This window comes from Brasilonema sennae CENA114 (assembly GCF_006968745.1).
GTDB lineage: Bacteria > Cyanobacteriota > Cyanobacteriia > Cyanobacteriales > Nostocaceae > Brasilonema > Brasilonema sennae.
In genome coordinates this window covers 3,188,786-3,204,217 of sequence record NZ_CP030118.1, presented here as the reverse complement: position 1 = coordinate 3,204,217, position 15,432 = coordinate 3,188,786, and the positions used below count along the sequence as shown (strand labels likewise).

At 44.2% G+C, this 15,432-nt stretch carries 9 protein-coding genes and 2 pseudogenes; 8 read left to right on the top strand and 3 right to left on the bottom strand.

Annotation, left to right across the window (positions count from 1 at the left end):
• Window positions 1–3: 3 nt before the first annotated feature.
• Window positions 4–1,074, bottom strand: coding sequence for an NAD(P)H-dependent glycerol-3-phosphate dehydrogenase (locus DP114_RS13610; RefSeq protein WP_171976335.1), 1,071 nt, complete (start codon window positions 1,072–1,074; stop codon window positions 4–6).
• Window positions 1,075–1,099: 25 nt separating this feature from the next.
• On the bottom strand, window positions 1,100–2,641 hold the full coding sequence (locus DP114_RS13605) for an FGGY-family carbohydrate kinase (RefSeq protein WP_171976334.1): 1,542 nt from the start codon (window positions 2,639–2,641) through the stop codon (window positions 1,100–1,102).
• A gap of 122 nt (window positions 2,642–2,763) precedes the next feature.
• On the opposite strand from DP114_RS13605, the gene DP114_RS13600 reads away from it, so the two are divergent.
• Window positions 2,764–4,752: a heavy metal translocating P-type ATPase gene (locus DP114_RS13600; RefSeq protein ID WP_171976333.1), complete on the top strand. Its 1,989-nt coding sequence runs from the start codon at window positions 2,764–2,766 to the stop codon at window positions 4,750–4,752.
• A 506-nt stretch (window positions 4,753–5,258) separates the two neighbouring features.
• Here DP114_RS13600 and DP114_RS13595 read toward each other — a convergent pair.
• The gene (locus tag DP114_RS13595; RefSeq protein WP_169267191.1) at window positions 5,259–5,798 is read right to left on the bottom strand and encodes a hypothetical protein; all 540 of its coding nucleotides are present in this window, start codon (window positions 5,796–5,798) and stop codon (window positions 5,259–5,261) included.
• A 94-nt stretch (window positions 5,799–5,892) separates the two neighbouring features.
• Here DP114_RS13595 and DP114_RS13590 point away from each other — a divergent pair, with 94 nt between their 5' ends.
• From DP114_RS13590 to DP114_RS13565, 7 genes and pseudogenes are all read left to right on the top strand, one after another.
• On the top strand, window positions 5,893–7,728 hold the full coding sequence (locus DP114_RS13590) for a HEAT repeat domain-containing protein (protein WP_171976332.1): 1,836 nt from the start codon (window positions 5,893–5,895) through the stop codon (window positions 7,726–7,728).
• Between the two features lie 572 nt (window positions 7,729–8,300).
• A pseudogene (locus DP114_RS36300) lies at window positions 8,301–8,393 on the top strand (reverse transcriptase N-terminal domain-containing protein); the annotation flags it as partial.
• Between the two features lie 624 nt (window positions 8,394–9,017).
• Window positions 9,018–10,613, top strand: a pseudogene (locus DP114_RS13585) (group II intron reverse transcriptase/maturase).
• Window positions 10,614–11,231: 618 nt separating this feature from the next.
• Window positions 11,232–12,887 carry a group II intron reverse transcriptase/maturase gene (ltrA, locus tag DP114_RS13580; RefSeq protein ID WP_169264597.1) on the top strand — a complete coding sequence of 552 codons (1,656 nt, stop codon included), beginning with the start codon at window positions 11,232–11,234 and terminating at the stop codon, window positions 12,885–12,887.
• A 374-nt stretch (window positions 12,888–13,261) separates the two neighbouring features.
• Window positions 13,262–13,552, top strand: a complete 291-nt coding sequence (locus tag DP114_RS13575) for a hypothetical protein (protein ID WP_172195209.1) — start codon at window positions 13,262–13,264, stop codon at window positions 13,550–13,552.
• A 651-nt stretch (window positions 13,553–14,203) separates the two neighbouring features.
• Entirely contained in the window at window positions 14,204–14,461 is a 258-nt protein-coding gene (locus DP114_RS13570; RefSeq protein ID WP_169263787.1) for a hypothetical protein, read from the top strand.
• Window positions 14,462–14,868: 407 nt separating this feature from the next.
• Window positions 14,869–15,168 (top strand): ferredoxin, encoded by a 300-nt coding sequence (locus DP114_RS13565; protein ID WP_169263786.1) that lies wholly within the window; start codon window positions 14,869–14,871, stop codon window positions 15,166–15,168.
• Window positions 15,169–15,432: the final 264 nt, after the last annotated feature.

Below are 15,432 nucleotides of genomic sequence, written 5' to 3'. Positions count from 1 at the left end.
CCACTACCTAAATTCTTTCGCAGCATTTGCAAAAAATTTATCCCAAGGAATATTTGCAGGTGCATCATCACAGACAATTGCAATCATAGTACGCAATAAAGGTAAAGCTTCTCCATCTAAATCTCCTCGCTTCACCATTGCTTCCACAGTTTCTCCAATAGCTAAAGCTAAAGAAGCACCTTCAATGGTATCGTTTGGCATATACTCAGCTTTCGCTTGACTGTAGAGCATATCCAAACCCAAAAGCCTACCCATACGGCTATTACGTCCACCTTGACAGGTGACATACAAATCACCAGTACCAGGAAGACTATAAACACTGTGGGATTTACCACCCATTTTTTCAACTAAATAAGCTGTCTCTTGCATTCCTTGGGCAAAGATTGCAGCGGCTAGATTGTGCATATCAGCACCATTAGCAGCCTTACCTTCTTTTTCTAAGAATCCTATCACCAAGCCCACTGCCAAGGCGTAGACATTTTTGAGGGCGACACACACTTCGACACCAATCATGTCGGTACTTGTCCAGACGTGATAGTAATTTGTACGCAACAACCCAGCTAGCTTATCTAGTAAAGCTTGATTTGTACCAGTAAATACCACGCAAGTATGACGACGAGCTGCCAATTCTTGTGCAATGGAAGGACCACCAATAGCAGCTATTTGTACATCCTTTTGATATTTAACAGGCAACCCGGCACGGAGAACATCTGGCAAAATAGACAATTTTTCACCATCTCCTGCTAATCCTTTTGTGACTGCTAGGATGGGAATTTCTGGAGACAATACGGAACTGAGGGCTTGTGCTACCCACTCGATACCATGAGAGTTAACTCCTAAGACAACTAAATCTACACCCTCTATTGCCTCAGCTAATTTGTCGTGGGTATAAGGTTTAAGACTTTCAGCAACTTTTAAGCGTAACCCAGGATGAGGATAACCAGCCTGAAGCTTAGAAATAATATCACCGTCCAGATGGGTTCCGACTAGATGAACGATATGTCCGTTATCAGTTAGAGGGAAGCTGATAGCAGTCCCCATAACACCTGCACCCAGAATAAGAATTTTCGCCATTTTGTCAAAATTCCTTGACTATAGACTATAATTTAGTGGCAGTGGTTGTTAAATCGGTTAGCTTGTTTACCAACGACTGAATGCTAGGAAATAATGGCTTGTAAACTTCGCTATAAAGTTTAGAGTAGATAGCCTGCCTTTCCTCAGAAGGCGTAAAACGCTCAGCAGTGTGAGTCAGACATTTTGCGGCTGTACCAATATCAGGATACCATCCAACTGCAACTGCTGCGAGAATCCCCGCTCCTAAACAAGTCGCTTCTGTGGTTGTAGAACGCACTATTGGTATACCAGTCACATCCGCTAAAATTTGACACCAAAGATTGCTTGTGCTTCCACCACCCATGACTACATATTCGTTAAAACGTTGGTTTGTGGCTGACATGACTGCATCCCCTACAAGTCTTTGCTCAAAGGCAATACCTTCTAAGATAGCTCGGTAAAAATGTTCTTTACCGTGGGTACCTGTCCAACCAATTGTGATACCAGTAGCATTAGCATCCCAGTAAGGATTCATAACGTTGTTCCAGTAAGGCACTAACATTAATCCTTCAGCGCCAGGAGATACCTTTGCTGCAGCAGTTTCCAGTATCTCTAGTGGACTGAGGTTAAGATTGCAGTTGTGTAAGTCGCTGGCAAACTTTTCTACAAACCAGGTAAGAGTAAAGACACCACCAAGAAGAACAGTTTCTAGAAAATAAGACCCTGCAATGGGTGCATACATGGTGCGAAATGACGGATTGACAAAATACTCCTTACTGATTATGCCGCTTGCTATTGCCGTACCTAAATTAAGATAAGCCCGACTATTGCCCACAGCATTAGCACCTAAACCTGCACACTGCCCATCACCAGCACCCGCAATGACTCGTAAACCTTTAGGTAATCCTGTAGCAACAGCACCAGTATCGTTGACATAGCCAATAACTTCTCCTGGTGGTACCAATTCAGCAAATTGTTCTTCTCGCAATTCGAGTGACGTGAGTAAATCTGTTGCCCAGCAATGAGCTTCCATATTCATTGCTCCCATTGGATCAGCACAAGCCAAACTGGTACGAAAATTTCCAGTTAGGTGATACACCAAGAAGCCATGAACATCTAAAAATTTATAGGTGCGGGCAACATTTTCTGGTTCATGTTGGGTTAACCAGATGATTTTAGATAAAGAAGGCGTCATAGAGACGGGTTTACCAGTAACTTGGTTGTATTGTCCGCCAAATTTTTCATCTAGGAAAGTAACTTGGTTACGGCTGCGTTTATCCATCCAGGCGATCGCATTGCGAACAGGTTTACCCTCCCTATCTACTGCCACAAAAGTTTCCCGTTGATGAGTAATGCAAACTGCCTCTACTTGTGATACGTTGATTTGAGTTAGTAATTGTTGTATAGCCTCGCAGGTACTATGCCACCACCGTGCCGCATCCTGTTCGTACCAATTTGCTTGCGGTTGTAATAGTGGATAAAATGCTTTTCCAAAAGCGACAGCTTTCCCTTCCTGGTTCCATGCAATGGCTTTACAGGCTGTTGTGCTACAGTCGATGCCTATGACTAACGCGTTATTTTGACTCATTTTTTATGCGATTGTCGCCTGAATATGATTTTACATCAGATGCGACAACTTCTGTGCGTAACACTTGACATTGACATTAATGTCAAGGTTTAGCCTGAGAGAGTGTTGATAATGTCACTCTCATGCTCTACCCACAACGTCTAACTCAATTCACCAAAGAACATACAGAAGCTTTCGCCGCCATCCTTTGTGGAGTGCTGTTGTTTTTCGGATGGTTCGCCTTACATCTCAATTTTTTAGGATGGGCGCTGCTACTATTACCTGCAGCTTACGTTATTGGTGGTTATGAAAGCGCCCGTGAAGGACTGACAACGCTTTTCAAAGAAAAAGAACTGGATGTAGATTTGCTGATGATTGTGGCGGCGTTGGGTGCTGCGATCTTGGGCTTGTGGAAAAGGGAATACCATCTTATTCTTGATGGGGGAATCTTAATTCTCATCTTTGCGATTAGTGGGGCGCTGGAAGGCTACGCCATGCAACGAACCGAGCGCAGTATCCGCTCTTTGATGAGCTTGACACAAGATACAGCACGGGTTTTGCGTTCTGGAAGGGAGGAAATCATTTCCATCAGTCAGCTAAAGGTGGGAGACGAAATTGTTGTCAAACCAGGGGAACTCATTCCCACCGACGCAATGATTGTTTCTGGTTTGAGTACCGTTAACCAAGCTGCTATCACAGGTGAGTCCGTACCTATAGAGAAGACGGTGGGTGAGGAAGTCTTTGCAGGTACGCTCAACGGTTATGGTGCGCTCAAGCTTAAAGTGCATCAACCACCAGAAAGCAGTTTACTTCAGCGTGTGATTCGTCTGGTAGAACAAGCACAAACAGAAGCACCTCCTTCTCAACAATTTGTTGAGCGATTTGAACGGAGATATGCGCTGGTTATTGTGGTGGCTGGGTTGTTGCTGGCAATTTTACCGCCATTTGTCTTGAATTGGGACTGGGAAACGACGATTTATCGTGCTCTTACCTTTTTGGTGGTTGCTTCTCCCTGTGCTCTGATGGCTGCAATTATGCCCACGTTGCTTTCTGGGATTGCTCAGGGTGCAAGACAAGGAATTTTGTTCAAGAATGGTGCCCAGTTGGAAATGATTGGTAAAGTTCGGGCGATCGCCTTCGACAAAACTGGTACCCTAACAACAGGACAACTGCAAGTTTTTCAAGTCATTCCTACTAGTGGATATACAGAAGCAGATGTGTTGAAGGTGGCTGCTTCTGTAGAATCTTCTTCCGAACATCCTATAGGCGAAGCTATTGTGCAGGCTGCTCGTGATTTGAATTGGTCAAGAGCAGTTGAAGTACGAGCAATACCAGGACAAGGAATTTTGGGTATGAACGGACACCAAGAGGTTATTGTCGGGAAAGCGGATTTTGTCCAACAGTATGTAACTCATTTACCAAGTGTATTACCTCACCCCGCCCTAACGGGCACCCCTCTCCTTAGTAAGGAGAGGGGCAGGGGTGAGGTTTTAAACGCGAGTGAATTGAAGGATTCAGCAGACTTGTTACAACAGGAGGGTAAAACGGTTGTTTGGGTTGCACAAGGAGAACAGGTGCTGGGTGTGATTGTCATTGCAGATGAAGTCAGAGGAGAAGCAGCAAGAGCGATCGCCCGCTTAAGAAAACTGGGAGTCGAGCAAATTGTCATGTTAACAGGCGATAATAATCGCACTGCTCACAGCGTCGCCCAAGCAGTAGGAATTGATCAAGTGTATGCAGAACTTTTACCAGAAGATAAGCTTGATATCATCCGTCGTTTACAGAAAGAGTATCAAACTGTGGCAATGGTGGGAGATGGTATCAATGATGCCCCAGCCTTAGCTCAAGCATCTGTGGGAATTGCGATGGGCAAGATTGGCAGTGATGTCGCATTGGAAACCGCAGATATTATATTGATGGCAGATCGATTGGAGAAAATAGAAGCAGCGATGCGTTTGGGTAAAAGAGCGCAGGCGATCGTCAAGCAAAATATTACTGTTGCTTTGGGTTTTATTGTTTTGCTTTTGGTTGGTAATTTTGTAGGAGGAATTAACTTACCTATTGGGGTGATTGGGCATGAGGGTTCTACGGTGTTGGTGACTCTGAGTGGTTTACGATTGCTGAGGAAGTGACCAAATCAGTGAACAGTGAACAGTAAACAGTAAACAGTAAACAGTAAAAGTGAGTCCAGTGCTCCAGGTTGTGCACTGAGTTTGTCGAAGTGAGGGTTTCCCGACAGAGGCGACGGGCGTTCCCGAAGGGTGATAACTGATAACTGTATTCATGAGTCATTTGGTAGAAATTGTGTCACACATTGTCCGCCAAGAAATAAATTTCTTGGCTCAAAGTCCAAGTCCGTTAAAACGGACTGAGTAAGTTTTTTAGTCCGTTTTAACGGACGCGTGTTTATTAGCCCAGAACTTAAGTTCTGGGCGTACTCAGCCAGAGGTGCAAGATCTGAGCTAACGCACTTGCTGAACTCAGTTATACCCTTTTCGCACCGCCCAAAGAGCGATCGCGCAAAGCGCCCCCTCCTGCGGAGCAATAGCTTCGCTGCTGCGCTCCTTTGCAGATCGCCTTCGTGAAATCAAAAAAGAGAAGCGTATTACTAACCACTGACTCCTGAATTTTGCCGTAATTACTTCGTCAAGCTAGGTGCAATAATAGCCATGAGTAACAAAAACCCAATTTCTAACACGTAGCTCACATACACACTAGGGTTTAACAAACCATCCTTGAGGTAATTGCTACGTTTGGGCGAGAAAGAACTATGCTTGACAGCATGAGTCCATCCGCCGTATATGCAAGGACATCGTAATCCATGATTGGCGAGAATAGACTCAATCTCTGCAACACGAGGATAGAAACCGCGCTGAAAGTATTTCCATTGACTTTCTAATATCCAGAAAAATACGGGAATTGCACAACCAATTAAGGCGATGCTCCCGGAGGGAGCCGCGCAAGGCGCTAACGCACTTCCATTAGTTTTTTGCTGTAACATCAACGCTAAAATAGCCCCAGTGCCTGTGATACCAAGAGCTTTGATAACCCAAATTTGTTTATTGTAGTCTTCGATAGTCGTTTGCAAGAAAAAGTATTCTTTTTCCAAAATGTTGCGTTCAAATTCTGTGAGTGATTGAGTTTCAGGTTCTGGAGTTGTCGGCGGTAGATTAGACATAGAGAAATCTTGAGGCGTTGCTGAGATTGAGATAAATCAGGAAAAATTTCTAGGCGGAGATGAAAACACAGCTTTTCGCTAGCAGGGAGAGCAGATGCTGCGACAGTTGGGTACTCGCCTACAGAAGTTTGGGGAAACACCACTGTTGCTGAAGATGCTGTGTTCTGTTTTCATAGGGACGGGTAAAATACCGCCAAATCTGGGAATGGTGTTTCGCGAGTTTACCCAGTTTTGTGAGAACAAGCGCTTGGAGGGTGTTCTGGTAACAGATGAGTCTCGCCAGTGGTGGCGGCGACTGTTGCAACATTTAGCCTTAAAGATGACTCAAGCAAGTGAATCGACTGAGTTCCAAGTTGCCATTCCCAAGCAAGAAGCACAGGATATACTCAAGGAGTTTCTGCAACAGCAGGGATATCATCAACCCTGGAAAGCACTCGAATGGCTTGATGATTTACTCAAGTATCACCTGATTCAACTTGGTACAGAAAACAAAATTGAGTTTAAACACCAACTGATTCAAGAATATTACACTGCCGAGAGTCTACTCAAGCAGTTACCCCACTTTAGTGACGACAAGCTGAAACGGGAATATTTGAATTACCTGCAATGGACTGAACCCCTAGCCTTGATGTTGGGGTTACTGGAAGAAGAGAAACAAGCGCTGCGGGTGGTAAAGTTAGCGTTAGAGGTGGATCTGAAGTTGGTAGCAAGGCTAGCAGGTGCGGTAAAACCAGAATTTCAAGTGCAGACGGTGGCGTTAGTTGTTGGGTTAGAAGTTTCTCAAGAACTTAAATTTGAGTTATTAAGCACAACACGTTCTGAACATGCAATTTCGCCCTTGCTACAAGCTTTAAACCAGAAAGATTCTTATGTGCATAGGAGCGCGGCTAATGCGTTAGGAAATATCGTGGATTCCACAGCAGTCACTGGACTGATTCAAGCTTTAAAAGATGAAGATTCTCATGTGCGTAGGAGCGCGGCTAATGCGTTAGGAAATATCGGGGATTCCACAGCAGTCACTGGACTGATTCAAGCTTTAAACGATGAACATTTTTATGTGCGTAGGAGCGCGGCTAATGCGTTAGGAAAAATCGGGTATTTCAGAGCAGTCACTCCACTGATTCAAGCTTTAAACGATGAATATTTTCATGTGCGTTGGATCGCGGCTAATGCGTTAGGAAAAATCGAGAATTCCACAGCAGTCACTCCACTGATTCAAGCTTTAAACGATGAAGATTCTCATGTGCGTAGGAGCGCGGCTAATGCGTTAGGAAATATCGGGGATTTCAGAGCAGTCACTCCACTGATTCAAGCTTTAAACGATGAATATTTTCATGTGCTTAGGAGCGCGGCTAATGCGTTAGGAAATATCGGGAATTCCACAGCAGTAACTGGACTGATTCAAGCTTTGAACGATGAACCTTCTTCTGTGCGTAGCAGTGCGGCTAATGCGTTAGGAAATATCGGGAATTCCACAGCAGTAACTGGACTGATTCAAGCTTTGAACGATGAACATTCTTCTGTGCGTAGCAGTGCGGCTGATGCGTTAGGAGAAATCGCTAGTCCTGAAAAACTACCAGAATTAACTCATCTTTTATCAACAACCACAAAAACCTATCTACTAGATACAATCTCTAAAATACAAAACCGTTGCAAATTCTACAACTACACCCTAACTCAACCACCTCGCCCACACCCAACACCCATTTCTATCTCCATGACTTACATTCTCCATCTCTCCGACTTGCACTTTGGCACGCTTGAAAATGCAGATTTATGGTGTAGCCAACTCGCAGATGATCTCAAAATAGGACTCGATTGCTCCCGCCTCGATGTCCTCATCCTCTCCGGTGACATTGCTAACAAATCCACCTCAGAAGAATACGACGCAGCCAAAGAGTTTTTAGACGTGCGATTCGTTGCTAGCTGAATCACGGTGAAAATCCGTACATAAGCAAGCCAACTTCGTTGTAATGTCAACAAGTTGAACTTCAGGAGAAATGAAGGTGAAAGCCCTTCCCCTCAAACTCAGAGGTGACTCCCTATCTGCCCACACCGAACAAACTCGGAATTTTGTAGAGTGAAGCTGGGAACAGGGCGCAATCAGACGGTTGTTATGGACTGACACTGGCGCAAAGTCTGCCGGGGGGATACTCCCCCCGGCGAGCTTTGCGCTAACGGGGAGTGCACAAGATGAAAATAGAACCTAAGAAAGTGACTTAACCTCAAGCAGGGCATAAACACAAAACCCCTGACTTCACCAGAGAAAAACCCGCCAATGGTGTCTAAGCAAGTGGCAAAGAGTAAGGGGATCTGGTAGTCAAATTGGTTCCATCTGACGGCACAAAACAATCTCTCCTGAGGAACGAATAAAAACGAGTTAAGAGTCCTGGGCGGTCGAACCCAAGGTAGGTATGACGAGATACGGAACTCTCTTAACTCGGGTAGGATTCAGCGTAATTGCTGAAAGGTGTTCAGAAAACAATCAAAAGGAGCACGAGCATGATTAGGCACAGTCACCGGACTAGTGAATCTTGGAAGAATCTACCCTGGAAGAAATTCCGGAAAGATTTATTCCGCCTGCAAGTTAGATTGTTGTGCGATTCGTTGTGAGTGAATCACGGTAACCAGTCCGTAAATAACCTCACCAACTCTTAAGAGTTGAACTTTCGATGAGATGTAGGTGCAAGCCCTACCCGCCAGATTCAGGCGTGACTCCTTATCTGTCCACACCGAACAAGCTCGGTTCTTGTAGAGTGAAGCTGGAAACAGGGCACAATCAGACGACTGTTATGGGTTGACACTGGTGCAAAGCTCGCCGGGGGAAGCTTCCCCCGGCAGACTTTGCGCTAACAGGGAGTTCCCACGGTAAAATCGATGCCTAAAAAAGTAACCTATTACTAAGCGGGGCATAACCAAAACCCCCGACTTTATCAGAGTCAAATCCCGCCGAGTTCAACAATGACAGCGGCAAGAATCTAGGGGTTCTGATGGTTAAAGTGGCACTACCTAACGGAACAACGCCACATGCTTCAACCGGGGGAACCCCGGCAACGCAGTGGCTCATCAATCTATCGAAGGAACGAATAAAAACGAATCAAGGGTCATGGGAAGGTCGAACCCCATGTAGGTAAGACGAGATACGGAAGTCCCCTGATTCGGGTAGGATGCGGCTTATTGGCTGCAAGGTATTCAGAGTATATTCCCCGGAGTTAGAGCATGATTAGACACAGTGTAACAACTAGTGAATCGTGGAAGAATTTACCCTGGAAGAAATTCAGACGTAACTTATTCCGCCTACAAACGAGAATATATAAAGCAATTCGAGCGGGAGACAAGCGTAAAGCAATGTCCCTTCAGAAACTTATTCTGAAATCCCAAGCGGCTAGATGGATGGCCATCCGTCAAGTAACTCAGTTAAACGCTGGAAAGAAAACGGCAGGAATCGACGGCAAAAAATCCCTCACCATTGAGGAACGATTTGAACTAGAAAAACTGCTTAATGCATCCACTAACAACTGGAAACACCAGAAGTTACGTAGTATTCCCATCCCAAAAAAGGATGGCAGTACCAGAATGCTAAAAATTCCAACTATTGCAGACAGAGCTTGGCAAGCTATCGCGAAGTACGCTCTAGAACCAGCACATGAAGCACTATTCCACGAAAAAAGCTACGGATTCAGACCGGGAAGAAGCGCACACGATGCGCAGAAACTCCTGTTCAATAACCTTCGCTCCAAAAGTAATGGAATCAACAAACGAGTCATAGAACTCGATATTGAAAAGTGTTTCGACAGGATTAATCACACCACTATTATGGAGAACCTTATTGCCCCACAGGGTATCAAAACAGGTATATTCTGATGCCTAAAGGCAGGAGTAAACCCAGAGTTTCCAGAACAAGGAACACCTCAAGGTGGTGTAGTCAGTCCGCTTTTAGCCAACATTGCTCTTAATGGTATCGAAAGTGTCCATAAATACAGACACGACGGAAAACCGTACGAACCATCAGTCCGCTACGCAGATGACATGGTTATAATACTTCGACCACAAGACGATGCTACTGAGATACTCGCAAAGATAGGTCATTTTCTAGCAGAACGAGGGATGAAGGCAAGCGAGAAAAAAACATGCATTACCGCTGCGACAGATGGATTTGATTTCCTTGGTTGGCATTTCAAAGTGCAAAACAACGGAAAATTCAGAAGCACCCCTTCAGTGGATAACTTCAAAAAATTCCGTCAGAAAGTAAAAGCCATTGTCAACAACTCGAATTATGGTTCCAAAATAAAAGCTGAGAAATTAGCTGCTTTGGTTAGAGGATGGAGAAACTACCATAGATTCTGCAAGATGGATGGATCGCGAAATTCGCTATACCACATCGAAACAAGAGCATACAAGGTATTTAATAAGGAAGCCAAAAACGACCGATACTCCAGTAAGAAATTACTAGACAAAGCGTTCCCAAAGGTTTCCTACTCCGAAAACGCTCACATCATGGTCAAAGGGGATAAGTCTCCCTTTGACGGAGACTTAACTTACTGGAGCCAGCGCAACAGCAAGTTGTATGATGGGCACACCTCTAAAGCACTACAGAAGCAAAACCATACATGTGGATACTGTGGAATAAAATTTACCAGTGAAGAACGGGTAAATCTCCACCATACAGACGGAAACCATGACAACTGGAAGACAAAAAATCTATTAGCTGTACACGAATCTTGTCACGATTACATCCACATGGGCAAAAGGGATAAAACCCTAAGAATATCGGGAGCCGAGTACACAGAAATGGGTACGCTCGGCTCTAACTGAGAGGTGCTCGGGATAAGCGCGACTTGAAAGGTCGTTTAGAACGGAGAGCCGACTCTCCTAGAGAATTCACACTCTCTACCCTAATGTAAAAGACTTTCCGGAGTCCGGTCACGCCCAAGTAGGTAACGAAACAGGCGGAATGCAGACCACAAACGTAACCTTAACTACTAGCCCAAAGTGGTAAGGAGCAAGAGGGAGTTCTCCCAAGATGAACAAAAGTAAATTGATGTTTAAACTGCGTCATCGCACAGGGAGCCAAATCAGGCTGACAGGTTCCAACCAAAAGGTAAGTGGGTAGATTTATGGTTTTATGCTCTATAAATCGTGTGAATATAACTCCCACCGCAGGAAAGTCAACATCTAAAGGAGAATATACACTAAGCGAAACAACAAGGTAAACCCCATAGAGTCTATAGGATGTCGATACCAATAGTAAGCTAACCGCAAGGAAAGCAGAATCCTCTGGAGGGTAAAGGATGGAGTAAAAAGCAAAAGCCCGTTTGTAATGAACGAGATAGGGGTTCAAACTTTGCCCCTGACCGAAAGGAATAGCAGACTTACTCTGGGTCTTATGAGAAAGAGAAACTCACAAAGAAACTTAATTCAAGGACAAGTTAGATGTCGTACCTCGGTACAACAAACGGACTAAGAAAACCACTAGAAGATTGGAGCCAAATCAACTGGCGAAAAATCAACAAAGCGGTTAGGAATCTGCGTCAAAGAATCTTTCTCGCGAGAAAACTTGGTAACTGGCGGAAGTTGAGAAACCTCCAAAAGTTAATGCAAAGAAGCTACGCCAACCTATTACTCTCTGTTCGGAAAATCACTCAGACCAATAAGGGTAAAGCAACGGCAGGAATTGACAAAGAAATAATCAATACCCCAAAGCAGCGAGTGAAGCTGGTAAACAACTGGAGTGGAGGAAATCAAGATCCTACAAAACGGGTAATGATCCCCAAAGCCAACGGTAAGAAACGACCGCTCGGAATCCCAACCGTGCGCGACAGAATCGAACAGGCAATAATAGTCAATTCACTAGAACCCGAATGGGAAGCCGTATTTGAACCAAACTCCTATGGATTCAGGTGCGGTAGAAGCTGTCATGATGCCATAGCACAAAATTGGATAAGATTAAATGCAAGTCCAAATGCTAGAAATAACTGGGTTTTAGAAGCTGATATTCAAGGATTCTTCGACAATATTGCCCATGAATCTATCCTTAGACAACTAGGTAATTTCCCAAACAAAAACCTAATCAAAGGATGGTTAAAAGCTGGATTTATCTTTGAAGGGATATACAGCCCGACAGAAACGGGTACACCACAAGGAGGGGTTTGCTCCCCGCTCCTAGCCAATATCGGATTGCATGGATTAGAAACCTTTATAAAATCCACCAATCCAAAACTTGGAGTGGTTAGGTACGCTGATGATTTTATAGTCACAGCTAGAGACAAAGGAAGCCTCGAAAATGCCCAAATCCAGATTCAGCAATGGCTGTCAGAAAGAGGTTTGAATCTCAGTACGGAGAAAACGTTCATAACGTCAATGGCAGATGGTTTTGACTTCCTCGGCTTCAATCACCGCCATTATAATGGCAAACTGCTTATCAAACCCTCGAAAAAGAAAGTCTTAGACTTTTGTAAACGAATCGGTCAAGAAATAAAAGCAATGAACGGATGTGAACAAGAGGTAGTCATCAAAAGACTGAACCCAATTCTCCGAGGTTTTGCTAATTATTACAGAGGTGTGGTTAGTAAAGAAACCTTTGAATATGTCAAAAGTAGAATATGGCAATACCTCTGGCGTTGGGCTAAACGTCGCCATCCCAACAAGAACACAAAATGGGTACGGAAACGTTACTTTCAGACCAGAAATCGCAAGAAATGGACGTTCGCTACATCTACTAGCGACCGCCGAGGCAAACAAAAGGATTTAATCCTATACCCGATAGCGTACACGCCCATCGAACGCCATGTAAAGGTCAAGGGGGAAGCATCACCGGATGACCCCTCACTCAAAGAATATTGGGAAAAACGCCACCAAAAATATGGTAAGAGCTACTGGGAGAAAAACTCTCGGAATTATAAAATCGCTCAAAACCAAGACTGGAAATGTACCTGTGGTGAACCATTATTCAATGGAGAGGAAATAGAAACCCATCACATCGTACCTGTTGCTCAAGGTGGACTTGATGACGTAAAAAACCTTCAGCATCTACACAAAGCGTGTCATAAGCAGGTACACACAAAATCCAAGTCAACTCGCTTGAAGTAAGGCTTGAGCGCAGTGAGTGCGAAAGTCTCATGCTGCGTTCTTAGGGGAGGGGAGAGCGGTGACGCTCGAACCTTACCCGACTACCTGACATCGACTCTACCAAACTCTGCCAAGAATTCCAACTCAAGCAAGAGCAAATTGTCATCGTTCCTGGTAACCATGACCTCAATTGGAAATTCTCAGAAGATGCTTACACATCACATAGGCGCAAAAACTATCAAGGTCAACTCAAACCAGGAAGCTATTATGAGGATGGTAACTACATCGAAGTTCGAGAGGAAGAAAAATATAAACAGCGCTTTGCCCACTTCAGCAAATTCTATGAATCCATCAAACACCAACCTTATCCTTTAGAGTATGACGAGCAAGGCATTTTGCACCACTTCAAAGAACAAAACATCCTCATCTTGGGGCTAAATTCTGCTTGGGAGTTGGATCACCACTACAAATCTCGCCCTAGCATCAACCCCTCAGCCCTCAGCAAAGCCCTTAACTCTATCCGCCAAAATCAAGAATATCAAAACTGCCTGAAAATCGCAGTTTGGCACCATCCCCTCGACAGCCCCTACGATGACCCTCCGGGTTCGCCAGATGCCTACGGAGGGAAACCCTCCTGCAGCACTGGTCTCACCGTATCAAAGAAAGCGATTTTCTACAACGTTTAGCGGTCAGTGGTTTCCGCTTTTTCCTCCACGGACATGTCCACCAAGCACAAAAGGGCTTCTATGAATACGACGCTGAACGCGGACTTCACCGCATCTGTGCGGGAACTTTTGGCGCATCCATCAAAGAACTCGTCACCGCCACCTCTTGGCAATATCACCTGTTCCAATTTGAAGGTAACACACTCACCGTCCGCAGCCGCAAGCGACAATCTGAAAATGGTGCATGGGAAGCGGATAACTGCTGGCGACAAGGTAGGGGGAAACCATCATCGGAGAAGTACACAATTGCGCTTGATTAGTCAAAGAAATTACCAAGAAAGGGGTGTAGGGGAGCCAGTACTGCAGGAGGGTCTCCCGACCTAGGTATCTGGTGAGACCAGCGCTGCAGGAGGGTTTCCCTCCGTAGGCGACTGGCGAACCCGAAGGGCGTGTGTAAGGGTGTAAGGGTGTAGGGGAAAAATAGAGGATCTTGTTTATGGTACTGTTAGTAAGTGTCGGCGTTTTTTATCACAGTTTGCGTCGTAACTCGTCTGGGAATGTAGTGAGTATGGGTGGCTGAATTTGGGAGTGTAAGCAAATGCATAAGTTGCTTTGACTCACAATTATAAAAGCATTAGAAGAAACTATTCGTCATCAAATAAGGATCTATTAATGTCAGGTACTTTAACTCTCAGGAACAATACAATTTTTAAGCAAGACCCCACTTTTCAGGACAAGGAACAGGTTACACGTCAAGCAAATGATAAAATTCCATTTTCCTGGATTGAAATTAAAGATTATAAGGGGATATCGTTTGGTCAACACCAGCACTTGGAAGTGCACATTGAGGGTAATGGAATTGTATCTGACCAAGGTAACTCTAGACAAACCTGGTTCGTTAATACCAAAGATGTAGCCAGAATAGATTAAAGACAATAATTGTGGGAGTATAACAATATTGTGCTTCCACATTGTCTTTTAGGGCATCTACGGAAATATCCGCTACCGATCTTGCGGGTAAAATTCATCTGCACGTAGTACTGAAATGCATCGTTGCCTTTTATACAATATTAATGATTAAGATTTTTAACAGAAGTTTCTGTAACTTTATTTAACAATCTAGCAACCTGATGCTGATTTTTATAAGATAAATTTATCATAATTAACTCGCAAAATTTCATTACTAATCGAGTTCAATTTCTGGTTACATCCTTTTATTTTTCTCGTAGTATCAAAGGTGAAGCTAATTATAATTCGCGGCTCTTCCGATAAGAAAAGCCGTAATTTTTGCTTCAGCATAACTTATACAGTCCATTTGCAAAACAGAGAATTACGAAATGGCAACTTACAAAGTAACACTGATCAACGAAGCTGAAGGCCTGAACGAAACAATTGACGTTGAGGACGATACTTATATTCTAGACGCTGCTGAAGAAGCTGGTCTTGACCTGCCCTACTCTTGCCGCGCTGGTGCTTGCTCTACCTGTGCTGGTCTGATCAAAGAGGGTGAGGTTGACCAAGGTGACCAATCTTTCTTAGACGACGACCAGATTGGTAATGGATATGTACTGACCTGTGTGGCTTATCCAAAGTCTAACTGCACCATCGAAACCCATAAGGAAGAGGAACTTTATTAAAAGTTAGGGTTCTCAAAAATTAACCTCTTGCAAGAGTTTTTGATGTCGTAGAGACACAAAAGGAAAAGAAGCAGAACCAACAACACAAATAGGTTTGTGCTGTGTCTGCTCCAACACCTACTTTGGCATTAAGTCTAGATTCAGGTTATATAAGCAGGAGCAGCGGGTGTCCCACGTTCCTGCTTTATTTGCCTAATTCTAGCAATCCGCTACTGACAAATATAACAAAGCTTACTTTGTTAATTATCCGTAAATTATTTGACT

Excerpts from the sequence above, each read along its gene's own strand:
- DP114_RS13595 (WP_169267191.1), bottom strand. The coding sequence starts at position 5,798 with ATGTCTAATCTACCGCCGACAACTCCAGAACCTGAAACTCAATCACTC.
- DP114_RS13570 (WP_169263787.1), top strand. The coding sequence starts at position 14,204 with ATGTCAGGTACTTTAACTCTCAGGAACAATACAATTTTTAAGCAAGAC.
- ltrA (WP_169264597.1), top strand. The coding sequence starts at position 11,232 with ATGTCGTACCTCGGTACAACAAACGGACTAAGAAAACCACTAGAAGAT.
- DP114_RS13605 (WP_171976334.1), bottom strand. The coding sequence starts at position 2,641 with ATGAGTCAAAATAACGCGTTAGTCATAGGCATCGACTGTAGCACAACA.
- DP114_RS13565 (WP_169263786.1), top strand. The coding sequence starts at position 14,869 with ATGGCAACTTACAAAGTAACACTGATCAACGAAGCTGAAGGCCTGAAC.
- DP114_RS13610 (WP_171976335.1), bottom strand. The coding sequence starts at position 1,074 with ATGGCGAAAATTCTTATTCTGGGTGCAGGTGTTATGGGGACTGCTATC.
- DP114_RS13590 (WP_171976332.1), top strand. The coding sequence starts at position 5,893 with ATGCTGCGACAGTTGGGTACTCGCCTACAGAAGTTTGGGGAAACACCA.
- DP114_RS13600 (WP_171976333.1), top strand. The coding sequence starts at position 2,764 with ATGCTCTACCCACAACGTCTAACTCAATTCACCAAAGAACATACAGAA.